The 25,259-nt window shown below is 66.6% G+C and carries 26 protein-coding genes and 1 tRNA gene; 23 read left to right on the top strand and 4 right to left on the bottom strand.

Translation table 11 applies throughout. The features are described 5' to 3' along the window. The first annotated feature begins 53 nt into the window (after positions 1-53). The 5 genes from rtcA to TX80_RS03950 all read left to right on the top strand — a co-directional run bounded on the left by rtcA (position 54) and on the right by TX80_RS03950 (position 5,815). Complete coding sequence (rtcA, locus tag TX80_RS03970) at positions 54-1,154, top strand: RNA 3'-terminal phosphate cyclase (protein WP_049921592.1); 1,101 nt, start codon at positions 54-56, stop codon at positions 1,152-1,154. Positions 1,155-1,251: 97 nt separating this feature from the next. Next, entirely contained in the window at positions 1,252-2,205 is a 954-nt protein-coding gene (gene kdgK1, locus TX80_RS03965) for a bifunctional 2-dehydro-3-deoxygluconokinase/2-dehydro-3-deoxygalactonokinase (protein ID WP_049921591.1), read from the top strand. A 118-nt stretch (positions 2,206-2,323) separates the two neighbouring features. Then, positions 2,324-3,634, top strand: a complete 1,311-nt coding sequence (locus TX80_RS03960; protein ID WP_049921590.1) for a PGF-CTERM sorting domain-containing protein — start codon at positions 2,324-2,326, stop codon at positions 3,632-3,634. A 68-nt stretch (positions 3,635-3,702) separates the two neighbouring features. Then, positions 3,703-5,160, top strand: a complete 1,458-nt coding sequence (locus TX80_RS03955; RefSeq protein WP_049921588.1) for a dihydrolipoyl dehydrogenase family protein — start codon at positions 3,703-3,705, stop codon at positions 5,158-5,160. A 112-nt stretch (positions 5,161-5,272) separates the two neighbouring features. Continuing rightward, positions 5,273-5,815: a GNAT family N-acetyltransferase gene (locus tag TX80_RS03950; protein WP_049921586.1), complete on the top strand. Its 543-nt coding sequence runs from the start codon at positions 5,273-5,275 to the stop codon at positions 5,813-5,815. 24 nt (positions 5,816-5,839) lie between these two features. Here the strand turns inward: TX80_RS03950 and TX80_RS03945 are convergent, their stop codons facing one another. Further along, positions 5,840-7,144, bottom strand: coding sequence for an RNB domain-containing ribonuclease (locus tag TX80_RS03945; protein WP_049921584.1), 1,305 nt, complete (start codon positions 7,142-7,144; stop codon positions 5,840-5,842). Between the two features lie 117 nt (positions 7,145-7,261). Here TX80_RS03945 and TX80_RS03940 point away from each other — a divergent pair, with 117 nt between their 5' ends. Continuing rightward, on the top strand, positions 7,262-8,170 hold the full coding sequence (locus tag TX80_RS03940) for an ABC transporter ATP-binding protein (RefSeq protein ID WP_049921583.1): 909 nt from the start codon (positions 7,262-7,264) through the stop codon (positions 8,168-8,170). Then, on the top strand, positions 8,167-8,958 hold the full coding sequence (locus TX80_RS03935; RefSeq protein WP_049921581.1) for an ABC transporter permease subunit: 792 nt from the start codon (positions 8,167-8,169) through the stop codon (positions 8,956-8,958). The genes TX80_RS03940 and TX80_RS03935 overlap by 4 nt, the downstream gene beginning before the upstream one ends. A gap of 1 nt (position 8,959) precedes the next feature. Here TX80_RS03935 and TX80_RS03930 read toward each other — a convergent pair whose 3' ends face one another. Continuing rightward, positions 8,960-9,250, bottom strand: a complete 291-nt coding sequence (locus TX80_RS03930; protein ID WP_049921579.1) for a DUF7562 family protein — start codon at positions 9,248-9,250, stop codon at positions 8,960-8,962. A gap of 122 nt (positions 9,251-9,372) precedes the next feature. Here TX80_RS03930 and TX80_RS03925 point away from each other — a divergent pair, with 122 nt between their 5' ends. Then, a complete protein-coding gene (locus tag TX80_RS03925; protein WP_049921578.1) occupies positions 9,373-9,852 on the top strand; it encodes an RNA-binding protein in 480 nt (159 codons plus the stop codon). Between the two features lie 70 nt (positions 9,853-9,922). On the opposite strand, the gene TX80_RS03920 is transcribed toward TX80_RS03925, so the two are convergent. Continuing rightward, positions 9,923-10,693: a DUF1028 domain-containing protein gene (locus TX80_RS03920; protein WP_049922192.1), complete on the bottom strand. Its 771-nt coding sequence runs from the start codon at positions 10,691-10,693 to the stop codon at positions 9,923-9,925. 172 nt (positions 10,694-10,865) lie between these two features. Here TX80_RS03920 and TX80_RS03915 point away from each other — a divergent pair, with 172 nt between their 5' ends. From TX80_RS03915 to TX80_RS03845, 15 genes are all read left to right on the top strand, one after another. Beyond that, positions 10,866-11,231 carry a cell division protein SepF gene (locus tag TX80_RS03915; protein WP_049921575.1) on the top strand — a complete coding sequence of 122 codons (366 nt, stop codon included), beginning with the start codon at positions 10,866-10,868 and terminating at the stop codon, positions 11,229-11,231. Between the two features lie 183 nt (positions 11,232-11,414). Beyond that, positions 11,415-12,068 carry a helix-turn-helix domain-containing protein gene (locus TX80_RS03910; protein WP_049921574.1) on the top strand — a complete coding sequence of 218 codons (654 nt, stop codon included), beginning with the start codon at positions 11,415-11,417 and terminating at the stop codon, positions 12,066-12,068. A gap of 249 nt (positions 12,069-12,317) precedes the next feature. Then, the gene (citZ, locus tag TX80_RS03905; protein ID WP_049921571.1) at positions 12,318-13,469 is read left to right on the top strand and encodes a citrate synthase; all 1,152 of its coding nucleotides are present in this window, start codon (positions 12,318-12,320) and stop codon (positions 13,467-13,469) included. Positions 13,470-13,583: 114 nt separating this feature from the next. After that, complete coding sequence (locus tag TX80_RS03900; RefSeq protein WP_049921569.1) at positions 13,584-13,985, top strand: gamma-glutamylcyclotransferase family protein; 402 nt, start codon at positions 13,584-13,586, stop codon at positions 13,983-13,985. Positions 13,986-14,235: 250 nt separating this feature from the next. After that, positions 14,236-15,447, top strand: coding sequence for a threonine ammonia-lyase (ilvA, locus tag TX80_RS03895; protein ID WP_049921568.1), 1,212 nt, complete (start codon positions 14,236-14,238; stop codon positions 15,445-15,447). A 148-nt stretch (positions 15,448-15,595) separates the two neighbouring features. Continuing rightward, positions 15,596-17,053: a cytochrome ubiquinol oxidase subunit I gene (locus TX80_RS03890; protein ID WP_049921567.1), complete on the top strand. Its 1,458-nt coding sequence runs from the start codon at positions 15,596-15,598 to the stop codon at positions 17,051-17,053. Beyond that, positions 17,046-18,035 (top strand): cytochrome d ubiquinol oxidase subunit II, encoded by a 990-nt coding sequence (locus TX80_RS03885; protein ID WP_049921566.1) that lies wholly within the window; start codon positions 17,046-17,048, stop codon positions 18,033-18,035. Before TX80_RS03890 ends, TX80_RS03885 begins: the two co-directional genes overlap by 8 nt. 68 nt (positions 18,036-18,103) lie before the next feature. Beyond that, the gene (locus TX80_RS03880; RefSeq protein ID WP_049921565.1) at positions 18,104-18,484 is read left to right on the top strand and encodes a Rid family detoxifying hydrolase; all 381 of its coding nucleotides are present in this window, start codon (positions 18,104-18,106) and stop codon (positions 18,482-18,484) included. A 1-nt stretch (position 18,485) separates the two neighbouring features. Further along, positions 18,486-18,746, top strand: coding sequence for a hypothetical protein (locus TX80_RS03875; protein ID WP_195893032.1), 261 nt, complete (start codon positions 18,486-18,488; stop codon positions 18,744-18,746). Between the two features lie 40 nt (positions 18,747-18,786). Then, positions 18,787-18,867, top strand: a tRNA-Ser gene (locus TX80_RS03870). A gap of 112 nt (positions 18,868-18,979) precedes the next feature. Then, a complete protein-coding gene (locus TX80_RS03865) occupies positions 18,980-19,729 on the top strand; it encodes an SOS response-associated peptidase (protein WP_049921563.1) in 750 nt (249 codons plus the stop codon). Between the two features lie 46 nt (positions 19,730-19,775). Further along, positions 19,776-20,297 (top strand): gluconate 2-dehydrogenase subunit 3 family protein, encoded by a 522-nt coding sequence (locus tag TX80_RS03860; protein ID WP_049921561.1) that lies wholly within the window; start codon positions 19,776-19,778, stop codon positions 20,295-20,297. Further along, on the top strand, positions 20,294-21,937 hold the full coding sequence (locus TX80_RS03855) for a GMC family oxidoreductase (RefSeq protein WP_049921560.1): 1,644 nt from the start codon (positions 20,294-20,296) through the stop codon (positions 21,935-21,937). The genes TX80_RS03860 and TX80_RS03855 overlap by 4 nt, the downstream gene beginning before the upstream one ends. Positions 21,938-22,006: 69 nt before the next feature. Continuing rightward, positions 22,007-22,246: a hypothetical protein gene (locus TX80_RS03850; RefSeq protein ID WP_049921558.1), complete on the top strand. Its 240-nt coding sequence runs from the start codon at positions 22,007-22,009 to the stop codon at positions 22,244-22,246. A 109-nt stretch (positions 22,247-22,355) separates the two neighbouring features. Next, a complete protein-coding gene (locus tag TX80_RS03845; protein ID WP_049921557.1) occupies positions 22,356-23,093 on the top strand; it encodes a dolichyl-phosphate hexose transferase in 738 nt (245 codons plus the stop codon). Between the two features lie 93 nt (positions 23,094-23,186). Here the strand turns inward: TX80_RS03845 and TX80_RS03840 are convergent, their stop codons facing one another. Continuing rightward, positions 23,187-25,199: an ArnT family glycosyltransferase gene (locus TX80_RS03840; RefSeq protein WP_049921556.1), complete on the bottom strand. Its 2,013-nt coding sequence runs from the start codon at positions 25,197-25,199 to the stop codon at positions 23,187-23,189. Between the last annotated feature and the right edge of the window lie 60 nt (positions 25,200-25,259).

Genomic DNA, 25,259 nt, shown 5'->3' with positions numbered 1-25,259 from the left:
GATGGAGCGGCGACTCCGGTAACGGTACGGCGGTCGAACCGCTACGGGCCGATATGACGGCCACGCGCGAACTCGACGGCTCCGCCGCCGGCGGCCAGTTCCTGCGGACCGCACTCGCACTCGCCGCCCTCCGGAACGAACCGGTTCGCATCGAGAACGTCCGCGGGAACCGCTCGACGCCGGGTCTTCGCCACCAGCACCTCGCGGTCCTCGAGACGATGGCCCAGCTCTGTGATGCTGCCGTCTCGGGTGCCGAACTCGGGGCGGAGACCGTCGCGTTCGATCCGGGGCGGCGGACGATTGAGGGCGGCGATTACGCCGTCGATATCGGCACCGCGGGGAGCATCACGCTGCTTTTCGACGCCGTGATGCCGCTGGCGACGGTCCTCGAGTCGCCGCTATCGCTTACGGTCACCGGCGGCACGGACGTCAAGTGGTCGCCCCCGATCGACTACGCTCGGCACGTAAAGCTACCCTTGCTGCGGCGGTTCGGACTCGTCGCCGCCTGCGAGGTCGACCGCCGCGGCTTCTATCCGGACGGCGGCGGTCGAGCGACGCTACACCTTGCCCCCTCGCGGATCGAACCGATCGATCTCGCGGAACGCGGGCCGCTCGAGTCCGTCCGGCTCTACTCGACGGCGGCGGCCGCGCTGTCGGATCGGAACGTCGCAACCCGACAGGCCGGCGGTGCGATCGAACGGCTAGCTCTCGAGGACCGATCGCTCGAGACCGTCGAACGCCGGAAGACGACCGTGGCGACCCCGTCGCCCGGCTCCGCGATCGCGATCCGCGTCGATCACGGGACCGGAATCGCCGGGTTCACCGCCCTCGGCGAGCGTGGGACGCCCGCCGAACGCGTCGGCGAAACCGCCGCGGACGCTGCCAATCGATTCCTCGAGCGGGCCGCGCCGATCGATCGACACATGGCCGATCAGTTGCTCGCGTTCCTCGCGCTCGCGGGCGGACGGATACGGATTCCGGAGCCGACCGAGCACGTCGAGACGAGCTGTGAGTTGCTCGCCGCCTTCGACATCGGGATCGAGTGCGATCGGGACGACGGTGCGGCCTTCCTGTCAGCCAACGTGGGGGACGGGCTGCAAAACGCCGGACGTGAACCGCGTTCCGGGAGTACGAACGCGGATCGGGGTAGTTAACGAAAGTGAAGCTACCAGTACAACTTATACCGCGAGCGTTCCATAGCCGAACTATGAGCGAGCTACAGCGCACCGTTCGGGAGCGGGGGGCCGGACCGTGAGCGATCTCGTCACGTTCGGCGAGACGATGCTCCGGCTCTCGCCGCCGGGGGCGCAGCGACTCGAGACGGCCGACGAGTTCGAGGTTCACGCGGGCGGTGCGGAGAGTAACGTCGCGATCGCAGCCCAGCGCCTCGGCACGCCCGCGACGTGGCTCTCGAAGGTTCCGGAGACGCCCCTCGGCCGCCGGGCCGTCGGCGAACTCCGACAGGCCGGGATCGAGACCGACGTCGTCTGGAGTCACCGCGGCCGGCAGGGGACGTACTACCTGGAGCAGGGTGGCTCCCCGCGCGGATCGAACGTCATCTACGATCGGGAAGACACCGCTTTCACGACCGCCAAAGCCCGTGAGTTCGACATCGATCGGATCCAGAACGCACGCGTGTTCTTCACCACTGGAATCACGCCCGCACTCTCGTCGACGCTCCGGGATACGACGGCGAAGATGCTCAAGGCGGCCAGACAGGGGGGGACGACGACGGCCGTCGACTTCAACTACCGGCGCAAGCTCTGGTCACCCGAGGAGGCCGAGAGTACGCTTACACAACTGTTCCCCGGGATCGACGTGCTCGTGATCGCCGCCAGGGACGCCCGAACGGTCCTCGGCTTCGAAGGCGACCCGCGCCAGCTCGCCCACAAGCTCGGCTCCCAGTACGACTTCACGACCGTCGTCGTCACACGCGGCGACGAGGGCGCGCTCGCCTGGCACGACAGCGTCGTTCACGACCACGACGCCTACGACACCGACACCGTCGATCCGATCGGTACCGGTGACGCGTTCACCGGCGCGTTCATCGCCCGCCGACTCGAGGGCGACGACGTCTCGGACGCCCTCGAGTACGCCGCCGCGACGGCGGCGCTCAAGCGGACGATTCCGGGTGATGCCGCGCTCGTGACCGCCGACGAAGTCGAGCGAGTTATCGAAGAACGCGGCGCGGACATTTCCCGCTGAGCGACTGCCGCCGCCGGGGTCCGTCAGCGAGGCGTGATCCGTGGGGGTGGGGCCGACCCGTCATTTGGACGGGTTTGCCAGAACGTGTTTTATGCTGGAATCAGCAGCACCGAACGCAATGAATCGAACAGCCCCAGTACTCGTTGCACTGCTCGTGGCCACGAGCGTCGTCGGAGCGGCCGCGCCAGTCAGTGCAGCGACGTCGACATCGGCTGCAGGAGAATCGAGTACGAGTAGCGAGGCGTACGCCGGCGCACACGTTGACTTCGCGGTCGATGGCAACGCCATCACCGACTATCAGGTCGGCGGCGAGGAACTGTTCTCCTCGGTCGAAGTGCAGTCCCAAAGCGAGGCCGACGCCGCTGCGGGCATCGATGCCGACGCCTCGATCGAACTCGGTGCGCTGACAGCGCTCGAGGGTGCGGGGCTGTCACTCGGCGTCGAGGCCGAGACGAGCGCACAGGTCGAGGCCGAAAGCGGCGCGACGCTGTCGGCTCACGACACCGAACGCGGAACGCTGATCGTCGAAAGCGACGGCGACGGCCAGTACGTCGAAGCCGAAGTCGCCGCCGACGCGGCGGCCGAAACCGACGGCGACGCCGTCCGCGTCGCAACCGACACGCACGAGGGCGTCTTCCTCGTTGCGGGTGACGGCGAGGTGACCGTCAACGACGACGGGAACGTCGTCGCCGAACTCGAGGAGGACGCGACGCTTACGTTCCGCGCCTACGGCGACGGCGAACGCGACAGCGACGCCGAATACGAGGAGGAACTGATCGCCGACGGGACCGCCGCAGCCGACATCCACGTCGAGACCCGCGACGGTGAGGCGGTCGCCGACGCGGCGACCTTCGGCGAGGAGACCAGCGCCGAGGTCGCACACACGGCCGAGAGCACGGTCGAAGTGACCATCGATCGCGCCGTCCACGAGGGAGCGATCGTGATGACCACCGTCTCCGAGGAGGCCGTCGGCAGTCTCGAGGATATCGAGGTCACGGTCGACGGCGAGGCCGCCGTCGAGGCGAGTTCGGAAAGCGAACTCGAGAGTGCGATCGGCGGCGATCGATCGGCCTACAAGGTCGCCAACACGGCCGAAGCGGAGGGTGAAGCGACGGTGTACGTCGCGATCAATCACTTCTCCGAGCGAACGGCGACGATCGACGGCAGTGACGACGGCGCAAGCGATGGAAGCGACGACGGGACGAGTGACGACGGTTCGTACGACGACGGAACGGACGATTCCGACTCGAGTGACGACGGAACGAGTGACGACACGACCGACGGTTCCGACGGCAGTGACGGCTCCAGTACCGAGGACAACGGCGGGGAATCCGACGAGGGCTCGAGCGACACCGTGCCCGGATTCGGCGTCGCAGTCGCCGTGATCGCCGTTTCGCTCGCCGGACTGCTCGCACGGTTCCAGCACTAACGGTTCTCGCCTGCGTCGTCCGGCCACGATCGGACAACGTCTTTTTGCGTTCGGGTCGTCCACCGCGTATGGTCCACGTCGCCATCGTCGGCGCGTACGGCAGCGCAGGTGTTGCCGTCGCCGACGAACTCCTCGAGCGGGCCGACGAGTTCGCGGACGACCTCGAACTGACGCTGATCGACGACGGTGATCCGGGTGGCGGGCTCTGTATTCTCCGGGGCTGTATGCCCTCCAAAGACGTGCTCTCGGCCGGACAGCACCGCTATCAGGCGCGCCACGACGACCGGCTGACGGGTGCTCCCGAGATCGATCCCGAGGCGGTCGTCGCCCGAAAGGACGACCACGTATCCGGGTTCGCCGAACACCGCCGGCGTCACGTGCACGAACTCGCCGAGAACGACGGCGTCGAGTTCGTACACGAAACCGCGCGGTTCGTCGACGACCGGGTGCTCGCGGTCGGCGATCGACGGCTCGAGCCGTCGTACGTCGTCGTCGCAACGGGTTCGGTGCCGTCGGTCCCGACGATACCGGGGATCGACGCAGTCGAGTTCGAGACCAGCGCGGACGTACTGGACGCGACCGAGTTCCCCGAGACCGGGATCGTCATGGGGTTTGGCTACATCGGACTCGAACTCGCGCCGTACCTGAGCGAGGTCGGCGGCGTCGACCTCACAGTCATCGAACACGACGACCGGCCGCTCGAGGAACTGGAACCGGCCTACGGCGATTCGATCCTCGACCTCTACCGCGATCGGTTCGGGATCGAGATCCTGACGAACGCCGACGAAAAGCACCTCGAGCAGACCGACGACGGCGGCGTTCGGCTGGTCGTCGAACAGGCAGGGGAAAAACGGGCGCTCGAGGCCGAGCAACTCTACTGTTTCACCGGCCGACGCCCTGCCCTTGACGGGCTTGGACTCGAGCAGACGCGACTCGAGCCCGGAGACCGCTGGGTCGAGCCGACGATGCAGGCGGCCGACGACGGGCGGGTGTTCGTCGTCGGCGACGCGAACGGCCGCGAGCCAATCCTCCACGTGGCCAAAGAACAGGGGTTCGCGGCCGCCGAGAACATCGTTTCCCACTCCCGCGGCGAGGGGTGTGAACCCTACGTCAACGTCCCACACCACGTGATCTTTTCGGGGCTGGGCGTCACTCCGTTCGTCCGGATCGGCCACACGCCGCGGACGGCCGCGGAGTCGGGGATGGAGACGTTCGTCGTCACCCGCGAGGCAGCGTCCGACGGCGTGTTCCGGACGAAAAACCACCCCGAAGGGCGGGCGACGCTGGTCGTCAACGCCGAGACGGGGGCCGTGCTGGGGTATCAGGGCCTGCACCTCCACGCCGACGTGATGGCAAAGACGATGCAGGTCGTCGTCGAACTGGGACTCGACGTCCGCGATCTCCCCAACCGTGCGTATCACCCGACGACGCCCGAGATCCTCGACGGTCTCATCAGGGAGGCGTGTGCCGAACTCGGGGATCGACAGCACTGCGTCGGAGCCAGCTCTCGGGAGCCGTCGCTGTAGTCCCGTTCGTCGACGGCTTCGGGTTTCGAATCCGTCTCTCGACCCGCGCCGTGTCGGGACCGCTCAGCGGCCAGCAACAGGCTTTTGGTTGGTCCGGTGATACGACGGACGCGTGACTCGAGACGTACGGCAGGCGACGACCGACGACGTCTGGGCCGTTCATGAAACGGCACGGGAAAGCTGGCACGCCGCCTACGACGGCATCCTCGGCGCGGAGCGGGTCGACGACGTCGTCGACGAGTGGTACGCGATCGACGACCTCGAGTCGTCGATCGACGAGGCCGGCGGCCGCGACGACGCCGTCTTCCTCGTCGCCGGCGCGCCGCTCCGGGAGGCCGAGACCGGTATGTCCGGGACCGGCTGCCGCGGCTTCGCCCACGTCGTTCCGTGGCCGGAGGACGCTTCCGTCGGCTATCTGGTGCGACTCTACGTCCATCCGGACCGCTGGGGTGACGGCACGGGAACCGCGCTACTGGAGCGTCTCGAGACCGAAACCGCGGGCACGTTCGATCGTCTTCGCCTCTCCGTCCTCGCGGACAACGAAGTCGGAATCTCGTTTTACGAATCCCGTGGGTTCGAGCGGCAAACAACCCGGCAGACGGATCTCGGCGATGGAATCGAAGAGCACGTCTACGAGAAACCGCTGTCGCGGTGAGCGATCGGTTTCGCGTTCCGCCGGCTACAGCGTCTTCTCGGCCTCGCTCTCGTCGACCACTTCGATCCCGCGGTTGTTGACCGCCATCGGATCGAGGCCGACCTCTTCGAGGAACTGTTTGTACTCGCGTTCGCACTGCTCGGCGGCTTTTTGCTTGTCGCTGGCGCGATCACAGAGTTCCACGAGGTTCTCCGGCACGTCGTTTTTGTAGACGATCCAGTGGTTGATCAGGTCGCTGAGCCGCCGAATGGGGCTCGTGAAGTGCCCGTAAATCTCGAAGTTCAGCGCGTGGTGGCCGCCGAACGGGTCGTTCATGTACCGTGCACGGGGCATCACTTTCATCACCGCCCACTGGATCTTGTCGAGTTGGCGGCCGGGCGCTTCCTCGAGCGTCGCGTTGACCGCTTTCCGCGGGTCGTCCCATGCCTCGCCGGGAATCGAGACGCCATCCAGATCCTGAATCTCCTGGAGGGCTTCGGACCACTCGTCGGGGCTGGGCTGGGGGTGGACCCGGTACATCGCCTCGACGCCCCGGTTCCACATGAGTTCGTGCGTGACGGCCTTGTTGGCCTTCAGCATACACTCCTCGATGATGGTGTGGGCGCGGTCACGGGTCGGGTTCAGGACGAGCGAGCCGTCCTCCTTGCGCTGTTCGTGCATCCGTTCGGCCAGCTCGTATACCAGTTTGTTCTCCTCGTGCAGCGGGGCGTCGGGGTCCTCGAGCCGATTTTCGGCCTGCGTGTAGGTGAGCCGCTCGTCGGATTCGATGACCGACTTGTAGATGTCGATCGTCTCGTAGGAGAGCGTCTCCTTGTCGAGGTGCATCTCGACGGTGTGGGCGAGCCGTTCCTCGTTAGGCACGAGCGAACAGACGGTCTCGGCGAGCACCGGCGGCAGCATGTGGAGGGTGTAGCCGGGCAGGTAAACCGTGTTCCCGCGCTCGACGGCTTCGTCCCACATCGCCGTCTCGGGGTTGACGTAGTGGGTCACGTCGGCGATGTGGACCCAAAGCACGTACTCGTCCTCGCGTTCCTCGACCGAGAGCGCGTCGTCGAAGTCCTGCGCGTCGATCGGGTCGGTCGTCCAGGTCGTCAGGTCCCGGAGATCCTCGCGGTCGTCGATCTCCTCGGTGATTTCGGACTGGACGTCCTCGGTGCGTTCCTCGGCCTCTTCGAGTACTTCCGGGGGGAAGGCGTCCGGAATCTCGAACTTCTCGAACAGTTCCTCGCGCTTGTTCTCGAGGTGGCGCGCGAGGTCCTCGGAGATCTCGACGGGTCCCTGGCCTTCGGCCGTACCGGCGTCGGCCTGTGCGTCGGCATCGTCGCTCATGACGAAGGGTACGGACGTGAGGGTGAAAGTCGTGTCGGGATACGGGAGCGGGAATCGTGTCCCCCGAATCGAACGGTTTGTAAATATATATTATGTTTGGGACGCGAAACTTAGGGCATGACGGCGATCGCCCTCCGGAACGTCACGAAGCGGTTCGGTCGGATACACGCCCTGCGCGGGATCGATCTCACCGTCGACGGCGGCGAAGTGTTCGGCTTTCTCGGTCCCAACGGTGCCGGCAAGTCGACGACGATCGATATCCTGTTACACTATACTCATCCGTCGTCCGGAACGGTCGAGGTTCTCGGCCACGACGTCACCGCCGATCCCGTCGCCGTCAGGGAACGGGTCGGCATTCTCCCCGAGGGATTCGCCCCGTTCGAGACGATGACCGGCCGGCAACACCTCGAGTACGCGATCGAAGCCAACGATGCCGACGACGATCCCGACACGCTCCTCGAACGCGTCGGGCTCGAGGACGTCGCGAATCGGCCGGCCCGCGACTACTCGAAGGGAATGGCCCAGCGACTCGCGCTGGCGATGGCGCTCGTGGGGACTCCCGACCTGTTGATCCTGGACGAACCGTCGGCCGGTCTCGACCCACACGGCGTCAGACGCATGCGCGAGATCGTCCGCGAGGAGTGCGATCGCGGTGCGACCGTCTTTTTCTCGAGTCATATTCTCGAACAGGTCGAGGTGGTCGCCGACCGCGTCGCCATCCTGCGAGCAGGCGAACTCGTCGCCGTCGACACTATCGACGGGCTCCGCGGGGCGGTCGACGCCGACGCGGAGCTGCGGGTCGAACTGGTCGACGATCCCGCCGAGATCGCATCCGCCGTGAGCGAACTCGAGGGCGTCTCGTCAGTCCTCGAGCGCGACGGCAGCCTCGTGGTCGCCTGTACGACCGACGCGAAACTGACGGTACTCGACGAGATCAGGGCCGCAGGGGGTACGGTTCGGGACTTTACGACCGGCGAGGCTTCGCTCGAGGAAGTGTTCGTCTCCTACACGGGGGGTTCACGATGAGTTGGCGATCGATCGCTCGAAAGGAGATCGGTGACGCGCTCCGCAACCGGCAACTGCACACGAACGCCGCGATGTTCGTGCTGGTGTTCGGACTCATCGCGTCCCTTCATGCTAATCAGGCACGGAGCGGGACCGCCCAGCCGGCAGCTCTCGTCGAACGCCTCATGCTCGTCAGTATGTTGCTCGTCCCCGCAGTCGGGTTGATGCTCTCCTACGCGGCGATCGTCAAACCGCGGGCAAACGGCCAGTTGGCCCTCCTGCTGGGCATGCCACACGATCGGACCGACATCGTCATCGGGACCTATCTGGGTCGGTATGCTATCCTCGCGGTCTCGATCGTCGCGGGCGTCGCGGCGGCCGTGCTCGTCACGCTGGTCTTTCGTGTCGAGCTGGCCGCCGCGGAACTGGTGGGGTTTCTCGTCGCGACCGCGGGTCTCGGGCTCGCTTTCGTCGCGATAGCGATCTGTCTGTCCGCGTTCACGCGGGAACAGACGTGGGCGTCCGTCTGTGCGTTCGTCGTGTTCCTGCTTTTCGTGTTCGGATGGTACTTCGTCCCCGGCGGCATCGAATACGTCGTCAACGGCTTCGAAACGGCCGCTCAGGAGCCGTGGTGGGCCGCGTACGTCCGACTCCTTTCGCCGACGCTTGCCTATCAACGAGTGATCGAAGTCCTCGTCGGCGACGGGGCCGATCGACGGCTGGCGGCGTTCGGCAGCGCTGTCCTGCTCGGGTGGTGTCTGTTCGCCCCCGCTCTCGGCGTCCGCCGGTTCGCCACCAGCGACCTCTAGGTTATCGTTCCTCGAGTGTCCCGTACCGTTCTTCCACCGTCGAAAGATAGCCGTACAGGAACGCATCCTGCCCCGTCTCGCCGGCGTCGAGTTCCACGAGCAACTCCTCGAGTTCGTCGCGCGGGTGGTGACACAGGTCGCCGTGACACGACTTACAGAGGTGTTCGAATGCTTTGTCCTCGCGGTCCCAGCGGTCGCCGTACTTGTCGTACTCGCGGGCCATCGACCGGGGAACCTGATCGCCACAGGCGAGACACGTGACCGTCTCAGTCCGGTTCCGGGAAGGCCACATACCCCATCCGACATCGTGCTATTACTTATCGATTGGCACGTGTTTCGACCGAAACCACTGTCTGTCTGTCCGAGCGGTCGGGGAACGGGCCTTTTATCTCTCGACCGGCCGTTGGGCCGGACATGCAGGTCAAGTCTCGCCATCACCTCCGCAGTGATGCCGTCTCGGATCTCGAGGACGATCTCGCCGAGAAACTCGGCGTCTCGCCGGGCGGCAACGCCTACGAGCGGGTCGAGTTCGAAGACATGGACTGGATCGTCGTCCTCATCGACGGCGAGCCACAGGTCGCGTACTTCGACGAGAAACCGTTCCTCACGGTTCGTGGTGCCAACGCCTACGACCCCGATCGACGGCTGGTGACCGTCGACGCCGGGGCCGTCTCGTTCGTCAGCGATGGGGCCGACGTGATGCGCCCGGGGATCACGGAGGCGACCGACGACATCTCGGCGGATGATCTGGTCGTCATCGCCGAGGAGTCCCACGGCAAGGTGCTCGCGGTCGGTCGTGCCCGCGTCGACGGCTCGGAGATGGCCGGCGACGAGGGGAAGGTCGTCGACTCGCTGCATCACGTCGGCGACGACCTCTACGAGTTTACCGGGTGACCGCGGACCGCGAGCGTCTCGCGGCGTGACCGCCCGTCGCCGGGGCCACCGATTCTTCGTCGTCGAGGAATCACGTCGTTTCGCCGGTTTCGTCCAGCGAGTCGGCCTCGTATGCTCCTTCGTACCGGGCGAGCGTGTCCGCGTATCCCTGCAACGCGAGGCCGTAGGTCTCGCGCAGGTCCGCGATCGGGGTCTCGGTCGCGTCGACCCGCAAGTCGTTGTACGGCGGTTCGACGGGGTGGGATTCGGTCGTCTCGACGACTACCGCCGCGCTCTGGACGGGCAGTTCCTCGCGTTTGTCACCGCCCTCGAGATGACCCGCCCCGAGCGCATCGATCAGGCGTTTCGCGAGGGGGTCGGTTTCGACCGCACCGTCGACGCCGCCCGGGCCGGTCGACCGGTCGGTCGTCCCGTGGACGGCCGTCGCTTCGTACCGGTCCGCGGTCGCCTCCAGTACGGCCGGGCCGGTGAGCATGTTTCCGGCGACGGTGTAGTGGTCGCCCTCGCGGTGGCCGAACCAGTCGACACACGCCGCCCCGGAGAACGCGAAGGTATCGTCGGCGTCGACGCCGTGGAGTTGCCGCTGTGGTGCGCCGTCGTCGGCGTTGAGCAGCGCCTCGAGTGCGTCGTCGATCGCCAGTCCGTCCTCGATGTACTCGATCCCGCGCTCGCCGAGGTCGACGTTGACCAGACTCTGGGTCGCGACGGCACCGTGTTCGCTGACGAACGGACAGAGCGTCCCGACACCGGGGAGACGTGTCGTCACCGCGACGCCGAATCGCTCGTGGCGTTCCCCGTCGTCGGTTTCGTACTCCTCGTGGACGCAGAGGCTAACCGTCATCGGTCGGAAGAATCGGTTTCCGAGAGGAAAAACCAGTCGCCACCGGCAGGCCTCGCGGTCCGGACCGGGGACCGACGGCCGATTCGTCGCTTCGGACAGCAAGCGGACACGTTTCGATTACGGAAGGTGTCTGACGTAAGAACTATACTGACGGCGGCGGTGGATAACGCCAATGGGACTTATGAGCAAGATTCTCGGCGGGGGGCAGTCCCGGACTGCCGAGGAGTACGTCGAACTGGATCTCGACGACGTATCGGCGAGTTCAGCCGACGCAGCAGCGATGCAGGTACATATCGCGGAAGTGAATAATCAGGCGGACGCGATCGACATCAAAGACGCCGTCTACGACGGCGACATCGTCATCGCGGATATCACCCGTCTGCGAACCGAGGACAGCACCGTCGAGCACATCGTCGACGAACTCCGCCAGGTCGCCCAGGAGGTCGACGGCGACATCGTCCGGAAGGGCGACGACCAGATGATTATCACGCCGACCGGCGTCCGGATCAGCCGCGAGAAACTCGGCCAGCAGGTCTGACCGGATCACCTTCTCCCTTTTTCGACGGCTCGAGCGTTCCGGGCGTCCAGCTATCGATTCCCTGACCGTGCCGACCCCCGGTCGGTCGCTACTGGTCGGAACGACACCGAATGGCTGTGCGGTGTTTTCACGGTCCGGGAATTCCTGGGTCGAGTTATAGCCCCTGCGTCTGTAGCTACTGGTATGTCAGGCTTTCGCGCGACCGTCGTGGTCGACGATCCGGTCCGGTGTCCAGTCGCCGACGTCTCGGCGACCGTCGACGAACCCATCGATTCGGTGAGCCGAACACGGTCGACCGCCGAAGGCGGAACCGTGGTCGAGGAGTTCGGCATCCCCGGCGACGCCGCATTCGAGGGTGAAACCTCCGCCGACCCCGAACTGACACCCGTACAGACAAATGAACGGGAGTCGGTGTATCGGTTCGAGCGGGAGAGTACCGGCGACTGCGCGTGTGAAATCGTCGAGGAAACGGGAACGCCGATCACGTCCGTGCGGGCACAGGAGGGGTCGTTGCTCCTGTCGTTTCGCACCGTCGAACTCGAGGAGATTGCCGAGATCGTCGACGACCTCCGGGAACGGTTCGACGGCGTGCTCGTCGAAGACCTCACGCAGGACCACGAGGACGACTCGTCCGATCCCGTCATCGTCGATCGGGAAGCGTTGACCGCGCGACAGCGGGAGATCCTCGAGACGGCCCACGAGATGGGATACTTCGAGTATCCCAAGGGCGCAAACGCCACCGACGTCGCCGAAGAGCTGGGCGTTGCGCGCTCGACGTTTACCGAACATCTGGCGGCCGCCCAGACGAAACTCATGGACGCGATCCTCGAGTCGTAGCGTCGCGCCCGCTCGACGACAGCGGACAGGATATCGGTTCGGTCAGTTATCGTCGTGACCGATCGAGGTCTTGTCAGATAATCCGGTCGAATAGCGAGAAATCGATGATGATGAACTAACACCGGGTTTCATCGTGGCAAAACAACTGTTCGGAAAGAGAAACGAAAATCGGCGACGAAATCTCACACATTGACCGGTAACAGCGACCAAACGACAATACTTTTCCATCGCCCACGAAAATCTCACAGTATGGCAGCCGACCTCAAGAAAGGGCTGGAGGGTGTCTTAGTCGCAGAGTCCGAACTCAGCTCGATCGACGGTGACGAGGGGCGATTGATCTATCGGGGCTATCCGATCGAGGATCTCGCCCGCGGCGCGAGCTACGAGGAGGTCGTGTACCTCCTCTGGCACGGACACCTCCCGACCGAGGCGGAACTCGCCGAGTTTACCGACTCGATAGACGAGGAACGCGAGGTCAGCGAGGACGTGCTGGCGACGATGGAACGGCTCGCCGAGGCCGACGAGAAACCGATGGCCGCGCTCCGGACTGCGGTGTCGATGTTTTCGGCCACCGAACCCGAGTCCGACGCCGAACCGGACGATCTCGAGGCGACGCTGCGCAAGGGTCGGCGCATCACCGCCAAGATCCCGACCGCGCTCGCGGCGTTCGAGCGCTATCGACTCGATGAGGAGCCGGTCGATCCCCACCCGGATCTCGGGCTTGCGGCGAACTTTCTGTACATGCTGACCGGCGAGGAACCCGACGACATCGCGGCCGAAACCTTCGATCAGGCGCTGATTCTGCACGCCGATCACGGACTGAACGCTTCGACGTTTACCGCGATGGTGATCGGCTCGACGATGGCCGACATCTACAGCGCCGTCACCGGCGGCGTCAGCGCCCTCTCGGGACCGCTGCACGGGGGCGCAAATCAGGACGTCATGGAGATCCTCATGGAGATCGACGAGAGCGACCTCGACCACCGCGAGTGGGTCGAGCAGGCGACCGAGGAAGGCCGTCGCATTCCCGGCTTCGGCCACCGCGTCTACAACGTCAAGGATCCACGGGCGAAGATCCTTCAGGAGCGAAGCCGGGAACTCGCCGAGAACGGCGAGGACAAGTGGTACGAGTACACCACCACCATCGAACAGTACCTCACCGAGGAGAAAGGTCTCGTCGAGAAGGGGATCGCCCCGAACGTCGATTTCTACTCCGGCTCCGTCTACTACCAGCTCGGCATTCCGATCGACATGTACACCCCGATCTTCGCGATGAGCCGCGTCGGCGGCTGGATTGCTCACGTCCTCGAGTACCAGGAGGACAACCGCCTCATTCGACCGCGAGCACGGTACACCGGCCCCGAGAACCGGGAGTTCGTTCCGCTCGAGGATCGGTCGTAGACCCCGAACGAGTCGCTTTGACGCTGTTTTGCGTCCGGTGACGAACGGGACCGAAAGCGTCGGTGCCGGATCGACGGCACAACCGAAAAGTATCGACGGATCGGACGGACGACCGTGCAGGTCTTCGTGTACGGAACGTTGACCGACCCGGAGCGAGTCGACGCCGTGCTCGGCGCGTCCGGGGCCGCGGTCGCCGGATCGGCGACCCTCGAGGGACTGCACCGCGTCGAGGGCCGATACCCGACGCTCGCACCCGGCGGGTGCGTCGACGGACGGCTGCTTTCGGTCGACCGATCGGGGCTCGAACGACTCGATCGATACGAGGGCGTCGACGACGGACTCTACGTGCGAATCGCAGTCGCTCGAGCCGACGGCGGACGGGTCTGGACGTACGTCGGCGATCCGGACCGACTCGAGGTGGACGCGCCCGTCGACTGGCCCGCCGGATCGTCGCTTCGGGACCGCGTTCGGCGGCACGTGACTCGACCCGACGTCGTGGTACGGTGCCCCGAATGACGGCCGTCCGCCGGGCGTCAGACGCCGATCGAAGTCGACGCAGTCTGTCGATTTCACTTTCGCCGCGGAGGGATGGGTTTTATATACTCAGCGTCCCCCTCTATACTCGCACGTCGCACGCCGTGCATTCCCTGTATTCCCTGTCGTGCTGTCCACACCAGCACATCCCTGTTGGGGAAGACGGAAGGACCGATTCGATCGGTCCGGCCGTTCCCGACAGTCTTACGGTACGAGCCGAATAGTCGATCGTATGATCGATTACTCGGATGTTCTCGAGGCTCGCGAGCGAGTGCAAGAAACGTCCAGGCGGACGCCACTGGAGTACTCGCATACGTACTCGGCGATGACCGACGCCGACGTCCATCTGAAACTGGAGACGTTCCAGCGGACCGGCGCGTTCAAGATCCGCGGGGCGACAAACCGGATCGCGACGCTCTCGGACGCGCAAGCGCAGGCGGGCGTCGTGACCGCCAGCGCGGGAAACCACGCGCAAGGGGTCGCACTCGCGGCCACGCGCGCTGGCGTCGACTCGAAGATCGTCATGCCCGAACACGCCCCCATTTCCAAGGTCAAAGCGACTCGCAGCTACGGCGCTGAGGTCGTCCTCGAGGGCACGGATTACAACGAAGCCGCCCAGCGTGCCCACGAGATCGAGCGCGCGGAAGATCGGACCTACGTTCACGCGTTCGACGACGAGATGGTCATCGCCGGTCAGGGAACGATCGGCCTCGAGATCCTCGAGGACTGCCCCGAGGTCGAAACCGTCGTGGTCCCTATCGGCGGCGGCGGCCTGATCAGCGGGATCGCCACCGCCATCAAAGCACAGCAGCCGGAGACGCGGGTGGTCGGCGTCCAGGCTGAGGGGGCCTCGAGCGCCGCGGAGTCGCTCGAAAAGGGTGAGCGAATCTCCCTCGACGGTGTCGAGACCATCGCCGACGGGATCGCGACTCGAAGCGTCGGCGAGACGACGTTCCCCTACATTCGAGAGCACGTCGACGAGGTCGTCACCGTCTCCGATGCCGAGATCGCCGTCGCGACGGTCTACCTGCTCGAGCGTTCGAAGACGCTCGTCGAGGGGGCCGGTGCCGTCCCGCTGGCGGCGACCCTCTTCGAGAAGTTCGACTACGAGGCCGACGAAACGATCGTCCCCGTCCTCTCGGGCGGCAACATCGACCTCAACACGCTCACGAACGTGATCGTCCGCGGCCTCGTCGAAACCGGCCGCTATCTCAAGATTCGGACCATCCTGACGGATCAACCCGGCGCGCTCGACGAACTGCTCGACATCTTTACCGCCCATCAGGCGAACATCTACGCGATCCACCACGACCGCACCTCCCGCGACGTCGAGATGAGCGACACCGAAGTCGAGATCGAACTCGAGATGCGCGGCCCCGACCACGTCGATGAGTTCCTCTCGGCGCTCCGTGAGGCGGGCTACGAGGTCGACGTCCTCGTCTGATCGTCGCCGTGGATCGGCCGGTATCCCCCGTCCGATAGGGCCGGCCCCGTCGTCAACGCCGCAACCGGTTCCCAGCGCTCGAGAATCGACGTGGTCCCGTCAAACGTCGGGTTCCTATCCGTAAGCGGGCACGCTGCCCGGATACACCATGGTCGATCCAGCCCTCGCCAGTCGACTCCAGTTCGCGCTCACGACCATCGTCCACATCGTCTTTCCCGTGATGACGATGGGACTTGCACCCTTTCTCGTGTACTTCACGTGGAAGTCGATCCGATCGTCGGACCCGCTCTGGGAACGCCAGCGTCGGTTCTGGACGCGGATCTTCGCGGTCAGTTTCGTCGTCGGCACCGTCACGGGACTCGTCCTCGAGTTCGAGTTCGGGACGAACTTCGCGGCGTTTGCGACGTTTGCCGGCGAACTGTTCGGCGGACCGCTGGCCGCCGAGGGGATGATGGCGTTTTTCCTCGAGGCGACGTTCCTCGGGATCTTCGTCTTCGGCCGCGAGAAGGTCGGCGACGCGCTCTATCTGGTTTCGGCGATCGCGGTCGGCCTCGGGACGTGGCTGTCGGCGGTCTGGATCCTCGTCGCCAACTCGTGGATGCAAACCCCGCGTGGCTACGAACTCGCGCGGGCGAACGGCCAGCCTGTCGTGACCCTCGTCGATCCGGTCGCCGCGTACCTGAACCCGCGATTCCCCTGGATGTTCGTCCACATGCAGTCCGCGGCCGTCCTCTCGGTTGCCCTGTTTATGGCCGGCGTCGCGGCGTACTTCGTCGCCCGATCCGGCGACGACTCCTCGAGTACGGACGCAGCGCCGGCTGCCGACGCCGGCGGGGACGCCCGCTTCTGGCGAACCACGCTCAAGATCGCGCTGGTCGTCCTCCTCGTGACTGCGCCGTTTCAGGTCGTCCACGGCGACTCGTATGCACGCCACGTCGCCGACACCCAGCCACAGAAGTTCGCCGCCATGGAAGCCCAGTACGAGACCGAAGCGCCGGCCGCGTTACACCTGCTTGCGGTTCCGACCGATCCGAGCGCGCTTACCGACCCCAGTGCGGAGAACCTCTGGACCCTCGACGTGCCGGCGCTCGCGTCGATCCTCGCCAGCGGCGGCGATCCGTCACACGCGGTGGCGGGACTCGACGAGTTCGAAGGGACGCCGCCGGTCGCGGTCGTCTTCTGGGCGTTTCGTGCCATGGTGTTGCTCGGCGTCTGGTTCGTCGTTCTGGCGGGCTGGAGCGCGTACAGCTGGCGACGCGGCGACCTGTTCTCGAACCGTCGGCTCCACCGTGCGCTCGTCGGCTCCGCCCCGCTTGGCTTTCTGGCCGTCGAAACCGGCTGGGTCGTCACCGAAGTCGGCCGACAGCCGTGGGTCGTCCAGGGGCTGCTCAGAACCGACGACGGCGTCTCGCCCGGGCTTACCGGCACCGAGGCGACGCTGACGCTGGTCGGCTTCGCGGTCCTCTATACCGGTCTGCTCGTCGGCTACGGCTACGTCCTCCGGCGACTCGTCGCCGCAGGCCCCCCGTCGATCGACGCGACGGACTCGAGACCCGACCTCGAGCGGGTCTCGAGTCCGGAACCGGAGGTGCCCGACGATGATTGAGATCGTTCCCGTCGCGTTCGCGTTGCCGATCGATCTGCCGACGCTGTGGGTCGGCATCGTGTTCGGGTTCCTCGCGACGTTTCTCTTCCTCGACGGCTTCGACTTCGGGGCCGGCGCGGTGTTTGCGACCCGGACCGACGAGAAAGAGCGCGAGCGCATCCTCGCGGCGATCGGTCCCTTCTGGGACGGCAACGAGGTGTGGCTGGTCGTCTTCGGCGGCGGCCTGTTCGCGGCGTTTCCGGCCGTCTACGCGGCCCTGTTCAGCCGTCACTACCTGTTGCTCTTTGCCGTCCTCGTGGCGCTCATCTGTCGGGGTCTCGCGCCCGAATTCTACGAACAGCGCGACGACGGGACCTGGAAGCGCTGGTGGGGTCGGGCCTTCGTCCTCGGCAGCGTGGCGACCCCGCTGTTGCTCGGGACGTTCGTCGGCAACTGGCTGCTCGGGACGACCGTCACCGACGCGCCGGCGACCGTGATCGTCGGCCTCGCCGTCGTCGCGCTCACCGTCGTCACCGGCGGCGCGTTCCTCGCCATGAAAACCGACGGCTCGCTCGCGGCCGACGCCCGAACGTGGGGGCTGTACGCCCTCGGTGCCTTCCTCCTGACGCTCGCGTTGGCCCTCCTCGCGCTTGCCGCCCGGCCCGCGATTCGGACGGCCCTGCTCGAGCCGCTCCCGGGTTCGCTCGTCGCCGTCCTCGGTGCGTTCGCCGGGGTGTACGTCGTGGCCGTCCGCCGGGAGCGCGACCGCGCCGCGTTCCTCGCGGCCGGCGGGACGACCTACGCGCTGATCGCGCTCGTGGCGGCCCTGCTGTACCCGACGCTCGATCCCGCGACCGGACTCACCGCGGCCGATGCCGCCATCTCCACGCCCGCACTCCGGCTGTTGACCGCGGCCGCGGCTTTCCTCGTGCCGCTGGTCTGTGTCTACTTCGCGGTACTGTACTCGACGTTTTCGGGACCCGTCGAGGCCGAGGGGTACTGACGGCCCCGGCCACGCGGCTCGAGGGCGGATCTTGTAGCTTTAAGCGGGGCCGGATACATGCACCGGGTATGAAACGTGTCACCGAAACCGACGCGGCACCCGCCGCGGTCGGCGCGTACAGTCAGGCGACCACTAACGGCGACCTCCTGTTTACCGCCGGCCAGATCCCGATGACGCCCGACGGCGAGTTGCTCGACGACGAGTCCATCGCACGCCAGACCGAGCAGGCGCTCGACAACCTCGTAGCGATCCTCGAGGAGGAGGGTGCAAGCGCCGGCGACGTGCTCAAGGTGACTGTCTTCCTCGACGATATCGAGGACTTCGAGGAGATGAACGACACCTACGGCGGTTACTTCGACGACGAGCCGCCGGCCCGCAGCGCCGTCGAGGTCGCCGCCCTCCCCAAAGGCGTCGGCGTCGAGATCGAAGCCGTCGCGACGCTCGAGTGAGATGGGTGCCGGCGGCGTTCTGACGCCGCGGGTCAAATCCGCCCTGCTGTGGGGACTCGGGGGCGCGATGACGTTTCTCGTCCTCGCGCAGGGGTATACCCTGCTGGCCGAGCCGCCGGTGACGATCGCACAGGGCGGGGCCGTCGCGGGACTCGTCGGCGTCGCCACTGCGATCGGTGCCTACGCCCTCGAGCATCGAATCGCCGACTGGAGCGCTCGGCGCGCGTCGGGTGAAAGCGAGTCACACGGCGGTCGCCGGTAAAAGTAAGAGTTAAACGACGGACGTGGTAAGGATGACTCGAGCCAGGATGGCCGAACGGTAAGGCGCACGCCTGGAAAGCGTGTTCCCTTTGGGATTCTGGGTTCAAATCCCAGTCCTGGCGTCTTCTGCCGCGAGCAATACCGCGAGCGGCGACTACTCGGTGAACGGGAGTTGAGCAGCGATTCCGGTAGCGAGCGGACAACGATTTGGATCTGCCGACCGATGGGCCGCGTATGTGCGGTCGCTACACGCTGGTCGTCGAACGGGACGAACTCGAGGAGCGGTTCGGCGTCCGGGTGCCGCCGGACGCGGAGCTGACGTGTCCGCGGTACAACATGGCCCCGGGCCAACGGCTCCCGGTGATCACCGACGCGGCCCCTGATACGGTCCGGCACCTCGAGTGGGGGCTGGTGCCGTCGTGGGCCGACGACGACAGCGGGGGACTCATCAACGCCCGGGCCGACACCCTCGCCGAGAAGCCGAGTTTTCGGGCGGCCTACGAACGGCCGCGGTGGTCGCCCGACTCGAGCGAACGAGCGCGCGATACGCCGTCGGCGGGGCGGTGTCTCGTCCTCGCTGACGGGTTCTACGAGTGGGTCGAGACGGACGCGGGGAACCAACCCTATCGCGTCACCTTCGAGGACGACCGGGTGTTCGCGATGGCCGGCCTGTGGGAACGGTGGGAACCGGAGACGACCCAGACCGGGCTGGACGCGTTCGGCGGCGGCGTCGACGACGGACCGGAGTCCGGCGCGCTCGAGACGTTCACCGTCGTCACGACCGAGCCAAACGATCTCGTCGCGGAGCTTCACCACCGGATGGCCGTCGTTCTCGATCCCGAGTCCGAACGGGAGTGGCTGACGGCCGACGATCCGGACGGCCTCCTCGAGCCGTATTCGGCCGACGAAATGCATGCGTATCCGGTGTCGACGGCGGTGAACGACCCGTCGACGGACGACCCGTCGCTGATCGAACCGGTCTGAGGGCCGTTCCAACGAATATATGTTTAGGTTCGCCTAATCCGGGGCCATGGAACTGACCAGACGGGACGCGGTCGCCGCGCTGGCCGCGCTCGGGGTCGGTGGGGGGACGCTGTCGGGCTGTGTGGCCCCGCCCGGGTCCGAACCGATCGACATCGAACGGCTCCGCGAAACGCTGGTCGCGGCCGCCGAGGTCGTCTACCCGAGCGAGGTTTCCGGCACGGCGACGTTCGTCGAGGCGTTCCTCGAGGGTCGACTCACCGACCGGGACCACGCCGTGGGCGTCGCCGCGGCGGTCGCGGCCCTCGACGACAACGCGGCGGTGTGGTACGACGACCGGTTCGCGGCCCTGCCGGCCGCGGACCGTGAGCAGGTCCTCCGGAACGTGGGCGCGGATGACGCCGACGAGGACCCCGAGGGGACGACCGCCGAGCGGGTGCGGTACTACGTCGTCAACGAACTCCTGTTGGCGCTGTATGCCTCGCCGACGGGCGGCGAACTGGTCGGTCTCGAGAACCCGCAGGGGTACGCAGGCGGGATCACCACCTATCAGCGGGGGCCGGACGCGTGAGCGGGAGTCGTCCGCCGGCCGAAACCGCCGGAACGGCGACCGACGCAGCCGTCGATCGCACTCCCGTCGACGACGCCGACGTCTGCGTGATCGGCGCGGGACCAGCGGGCGGCATCGTCGCCGACAGGCTGGCCGAGGCCGGGTACGAGGTCGTGATCCTCGAGGCCGGACCGCGGTTCGACCCCGACGATCGGCGCTCGCGGCAGGAACGCGCGATCAGGCCAGCCTACAGCCGCCCGGACGTCTGGGACGGCGACGGCGAACGCGACGCCTACACGAACTCGAACGACGACCGGTTCTACCCGCTGAACCACGCCCGCGCCAAGGGCGTCGGCGGCTCGACGCTCCACTGGCAGGGGATGGTGATGCGTCTCCACGAGGACGACTTCAACTCGGCCAGCGCCCGCGGCGTCGGGGTCGACTGGCCGATCGACTACGCGGAGCTCCGACCGTACTACGCCGCCGCGGAACGCGAACTCGGCGTCGCCGGGGCCGACGACAACCCGTTCGCGCCACCCCGCGAGGAACCGCATCCGCTGCCCGCGTTCCCGCCGTCCTACAGCGACTCGCTGTTCGCCGAGGCCTGCGAGGAACTCGAGATCGCGATGCACTCGGTTCCGAACGCTCGAAACTCCGAGACCTACGACGGGCGGAGCGCGTGCGTCGGCTACGGCACCTGCCAGCCGGTCTGTCCGTCCGGCGCGAAGTACGACGCGACGGTCCACGTCGAACGGGCCGAACGGAAGGGGGCGACGGTGATCGACCGCGCCCCGGTCCAGCACCTCGAGCACGACGCCGACGCGATCGAAGCGGCCGTCTACGCCACCCCCGACGATCGGAACCGCCGACAGTCGGCCGACGCCTTCGTCGTCGCCTGCGGCGGCGTCGAGACGCCCCGGCTGTTGTTGCTCTCGGACTCGAGCGACTATCCCGACGGGCTGGCCAACTCGAGCGGTCTCGTCGGTCGGTTCTTCATGGATCACCTCTTTGCGGGGACCGGCGGCGTCATCGACGAACCGACCCGACAGAATCACGTCGGGTTTCTCACCAGCGAGTCCCACCAGTTCTACGACGAAGCGGACGAGGAGTACGCCCCGTTCAAACTCGAGTTCTTCAACTACGACGGTCCCTCGCCGGTCGAGATGGCGCTGACCGGCGACGACTGGGGCGACGAGTTACTCGAGCGCCTCCGGTCTGAGTACGGCAACCACATCGGCATGGGGGCGCTGGTCGAACAACTCCCCCGCGAGGACAGTTACGTCGCGCTCGATCCCGACCGAACGGACGATCGGGGCAACCCCGTTCCGGACGTTCACTGGACGGTCGACGACCGAGCGCTGCGAACGATCGAACGCGTCACCGAGATCCAGCGGGAGATCCTCGGGGAACTGGGCGCGGAGATCACGTGGCAGGTCGGTCCCGACGACACCGGGCCGGCCTACCATCACATGGGAACGACTCGGATGGGGGCGGATCCGACCCAGAGCGTCGTCGGTCCCGATCTGTGCACCCACGACCTCGAGAACTGCTGGATCGCCTCGAGCAGCGTCTTCCCGACCGGCGGCGCGATGAACCCGACGCTGACGATCGCGGCGCTCGCGCTGAAAGCCGCGGATCACGTCCGCGAGACGCTCTCGTAACCCGCCCTTCCCGTACTTGAGGGGGAGTGACGCGGCAAGGCTTATGGCCGATTGACACGACGTTCCGGTATGACTCGCAATCCGATCGAGGCGAACCCGGTGACGCGGTTCGCGCTGGGGCTGGCGGTTATCGTGACGATGTCGGTCGCCGCGTATCTAGTGGGTAACTTCTTCGTGGCACTCGGCGTTCCGTACCCGGGCTGGATCGGCACGGCTGTCGGAACCGTCGTCGTGTTTGCGGCGTTCGTGGTCCTCTACAGGCGGTACGACGCGACGGCTCCCCGGCACCCGGACGAACGGTCGAACTGACGTCGAGATACCGATCCGCGAAACGCCCTGTCACTGCGGTTTCACGACCGGAGACGTGAGGTTTAGGCAAACCTAAACACATAAGTCCGGACGGCCGAAAGGGCCGTCGATGAGCGACGGAGGCACTAGTGCGGACGCGACTGGGAGTGGCGAGAAACCGACCGACACCGAGTACACCTTCGACGACGTCAGCGTCGTCATGGGGACCTACAACGAGGAGGAAGCGATCGGCACCGTCCTCGAGGACATCGAGGCCGTCACCGACGGCCGGGCCGAAGTCGTCTGCGTCGACGGCTCCTCGGATCGGACCCCGGAAATCGCCCGCGAGCACGGCGCGACGGTGATCCAACAGCGCCCTCAGGGGTACGGCGTCGCCGTCCGCGCGGCGATCCTCGAGCCGGATCGACCGATCGTCGTCACCACCGACTGCGACGACACCTATCCCATGGAGCAGTTGCCCGAGTTCCTCGAGTTGATCAACGACGGGTACGACGTCGTCAGCGGCGACCGCCTCTACCACGGGGCCGACGCGATGCCGGCGTTCAACCGCTTTGGCAACCATGCCTTCGCGGCTATCGCCAGCGTCCTGATGGGGACTCGCGTCCACGACACAACCACGGGCATGCGCGCGTACCGCCGCGAGGTCGTCGAGTCCATCGAGTGGACCGAGAACACCGGCCTCTCGGCCGAACTGCTGATCCGACCGCTGATGCGGGGCTACGACGTGCGCGAGCACCCGATCGAGTACCGCGAGCGCGCCGGGGAGACGAAACTCGATCCGATCCGCGGCGGGACCGCCATCGCGAAATCGATCGTCAAAGTCAGTCTCGAGGAACGGTTCCGCTGAACGGCACGGGTGTGGCCTCGACACCTGCGACGCTGCCGGCGGCTCCGATCGCCGTGCGCCGTCCCCTGCGGTTCGTGGTCGGACCGTCACAGCCTAGCCGTCGGCGTTCGACGCATCGAGCTCGGTTCGAACGAACGTGTTCCGTGGCGCGCTGTCGGGAACGTACGCCGCTTCGCCGCCGCAGTTACGAATCGCGCTACACCGTTCGATCCGCGGCGTCAGCGCCCGAACCGATCCGCCCGTCGTTCGAACCGGCAACTCGAACCGGTAGCTGAAACTGCGCCCGGGACCCCGGTCGACGAACACGGTCAGTCGAACGTCCTCTCGGTCCGCGAGGGAGAGCGGTTCGTCGGCGTTCCAGTTCGTCCCGGTTACCCGCAACCGATCGTCGGTGGCCGTCAGCCGAACGGTCGACCGGTCGGTGACGTTCTCGGCGACGTAGGTGGCACTCGTCCCGTTGGCCGTGACGGTCGCGGTCAGGCTTTCCGTCCCCGGAGGGACGCCGATGGTCGCGTTGAACGCGAGCTCGGCCCCGGAAACGTGTTCGACCCGCTGGAGGCGTGACGCCTGTGGAGATCCGGCGGTGGGCGTCCAGGTCCCGCGGTACGCGAGTCGGTACAGGGATCGATCCGGGTACTCGTCCACGACGGCGAACGGGCGCTCGTCGAGGGCGTACACCCGCTTCCCGTCGAAGTCCGGATCGTTGCGCAGCGGCTGGAACGGATGATTGAGCCACTCGCCGTACGGCGTCGGAAGGAAGACGACGGACGGATCGTCCGTCCCGTCCTCGAGCGGTTCGTAGACCCGCTCGTAGGTGTCGGTCGCCGCCGCGTTTCGATCGATCGTTTCGTCGAGGCTCGTCGCCGTCACGCCGCCCAGCGCGAGCGAACTCACGAGCAACGCCGCGACGAGGACGACGCGTGCGCGCTCCGGCGACAGGTTCCGGTCGGCGGTTCGGCGGGCGACGGCGGCGATCGCCAGCACGCCCACGGCGGCAAACGCCGCGACCGGCAACAGGAGATCGAAGTGATAGTACGGGCCGTGGGTAGCGATCAGGCCGTCGCCGGCGCGCTCGAGGTCGCCGAGGATGTTGAAGTTGCCCCAGAAGAAGACGTTCCCAACGACGATCGACGGGACCTGTCCGGCGAGGACGCTCTGGCGGGGCGAGAGCCCGCGGCGGACGGCGACGACGAACCCGACGGCGGCCGCTATCCCGCCGAAAAGTCCGCCCGCGATCCAGTCGATGACGAACCGTTCCAACACGAGGGCGTTCGACCGCAGGGCCAACCCGACGGTGTACTCGGCCTCGTGGCTGAGGATCTGGCGATGACCGAACCCGGGACCGTCCCGCGGTGCGAAGGCCTCGTAGGGAAACAGCAGCGGCGACCCGGTCACGGCGGCGTTGTAGGCCAGTGCAAGCGCGACGCCGGCCATCCCGAAGGCGGCGGTCGCGGCCTGTCTCGGAAGCGCCGTTCGGGGGTTCCGCTTGAGCGTCCAGCACGCGTGGGCGATAAACGGTGCGGCGAACAACACCGCGGTGTAGGGTCGTGCGAAGAAGGCGATCCCGATGGCCACGCCGGCCAGCCCCGCAACGCGGCGGTCGTTCGTTCGGTCGGCCCGCAAATAGCAGTACGCGAACGCCAGATTGAACATCGCCGTCGGCGCGTACGGCAGGAAGACGGCCGATTCGATCACAAACAGCGGCGAACACAGCACGATCGCGGCGGCCGTGAGCCCGGTCCGGCGGTCGAAGGTCTCGCGGACGACCGCGGCCACGAGCGCGAGGACGGCGGCGGCGGTTCCCGCGAGCGCGAGTCGGGCCGCCCCGAGCAGTTCGCCCAGCGCGAAGATCGCCGCGGGGACGGGCGCGTACTTCGGGTAGAGCCGCCCGCCGTCCTCGACGAAAAACCACGGCCGGAAGACTTCCTCGAGCGGCGGCTCGAGAACCAGCTGTCCCTCGAGCAACAGTGCCGCCTGCTGGAGGTAGACGGCCTCGTCGTGGTTGAGCGAGTGATAGGGAAACACCCGCGTCGCGAGCAGCCAGACGGCGACGGCTCCGACGAGAGCGAGGGCGGCGACCGCCGATTGCCACGCGCGTCGGTTCATCGGTCGTGGGCTCGGGAACGGGATCGACCGCCGGTACGAGCGGACGGGTCGGTCGTCATC

The sequence above is a fragment of the Halopiger djelfimassiliensis genome (genome assembly GCF_000455365.1).
Taxonomy (GTDB): Archaea; Halobacteriota; Halobacteria; order Halobacteriales; family Natrialbaceae; genus Halopiger_B; species Halopiger_B djelfimassiliensis.
Note: the sequence above shows the minus strand (reverse complement) of the source record. Positions and strands in the feature narration are given on the sequence as shown.

Excerpts from the sequence above, each read along its gene's own strand:
- rtcA (WP_049921592.1), top strand. The coding sequence starts at position 54 with ATGACGGCCACGCGCGAACTCGACGGCTCCGCCGCCGGCGGCCAGTTC.
- TX80_RS03960 (WP_049921590.1), top strand. The coding sequence starts at position 2,324 with ATGAATCGAACAGCCCCAGTACTCGTTGCACTGCTCGTGGCCACGAGC.
- TX80_RS03955 (WP_049921588.1), top strand. The coding sequence starts at position 3,703 with ATGGTCCACGTCGCCATCGTCGGCGCGTACGGCAGCGCAGGTGTTGCC.
- TX80_RS03945 (WP_049921584.1), bottom strand. The coding sequence starts at position 7,144 with ATGAGCGACGATGCCGACGCACAGGCCGACGCCGGTACGGCCGAAGGC.
- TX80_RS03940 (WP_049921583.1), top strand. The coding sequence starts at position 7,262 with ATGACGGCGATCGCCCTCCGGAACGTCACGAAGCGGTTCGGTCGGATA.
- TX80_RS03935 (WP_049921581.1), top strand. The coding sequence starts at position 8,167 with ATGAGTTGGCGATCGATCGCTCGAAAGGAGATCGGTGACGCGCTCCGC.
- TX80_RS03930 (WP_049921579.1), bottom strand. The coding sequence starts at position 9,250 with ATGTGGCCTTCCCGGAACCGGACTGAGACGGTCACGTGTCTCGCCTGT.
- TX80_RS03925 (WP_049921578.1), top strand. The coding sequence starts at position 9,373 with ATGCAGGTCAAGTCTCGCCATCACCTCCGCAGTGATGCCGTCTCGGAT.
- TX80_RS03920 (WP_049922192.1), bottom strand. The coding sequence starts at position 10,693 with ATGACGGTTAGCCTCTGCGTCCACGAGGAGTACGAAACCGACGACGGG.
- TX80_RS03915 (WP_049921575.1), top strand. The coding sequence starts at position 10,866 with ATGGGACTTATGAGCAAGATTCTCGGCGGGGGGCAGTCCCGGACTGCC.
- TX80_RS03910 (WP_049921574.1), top strand. The coding sequence starts at position 11,415 with ATGTCAGGCTTTCGCGCGACCGTCGTGGTCGACGATCCGGTCCGGTGT.
- citZ (WP_049921571.1), top strand. The coding sequence starts at position 12,318 with ATGGCAGCCGACCTCAAGAAAGGGCTGGAGGGTGTCTTAGTCGCAGAG.
- ilvA (WP_049921568.1), top strand. The coding sequence starts at position 14,236 with ATGATCGATTACTCGGATGTTCTCGAGGCTCGCGAGCGAGTGCAAGAA.
- TX80_RS03890 (WP_049921567.1), top strand. The coding sequence starts at position 15,596 with ATGGTCGATCCAGCCCTCGCCAGTCGACTCCAGTTCGCGCTCACGACC.
- TX80_RS03885 (WP_049921566.1), top strand. The coding sequence starts at position 17,046 with ATGATTGAGATCGTTCCCGTCGCGTTCGCGTTGCCGATCGATCTGCCG.
- TX80_RS03880 (WP_049921565.1), top strand. The coding sequence starts at position 18,104 with ATGAAACGTGTCACCGAAACCGACGCGGCACCCGCCGCGGTCGGCGCG.
- TX80_RS03875 (WP_195893032.1), top strand. The coding sequence starts at position 18,486 with ATGGGTGCCGGCGGCGTTCTGACGCCGCGGGTCAAATCCGCCCTGCTG.
- TX80_RS03865 (WP_049921563.1), top strand. The coding sequence starts at position 18,980 with ATGTGCGGTCGCTACACGCTGGTCGTCGAACGGGACGAACTCGAGGAG.
- TX80_RS03860 (WP_049921561.1), top strand. The coding sequence starts at position 19,776 with ATGGAACTGACCAGACGGGACGCGGTCGCCGCGCTGGCCGCGCTCGGG.
- TX80_RS03850 (WP_049921558.1), top strand. The coding sequence starts at position 22,007 with ATGACTCGCAATCCGATCGAGGCGAACCCGGTGACGCGGTTCGCGCTG.
- TX80_RS03845 (WP_049921557.1), top strand. The coding sequence starts at position 22,356 with ATGAGCGACGGAGGCACTAGTGCGGACGCGACTGGGAGTGGCGAGAAA.
- TX80_RS03840 (WP_049921556.1), bottom strand. The coding sequence starts at position 25,199 with ATGAACCGACGCGCGTGGCAATCGGCGGTCGCCGCCCTCGCTCTCGTC.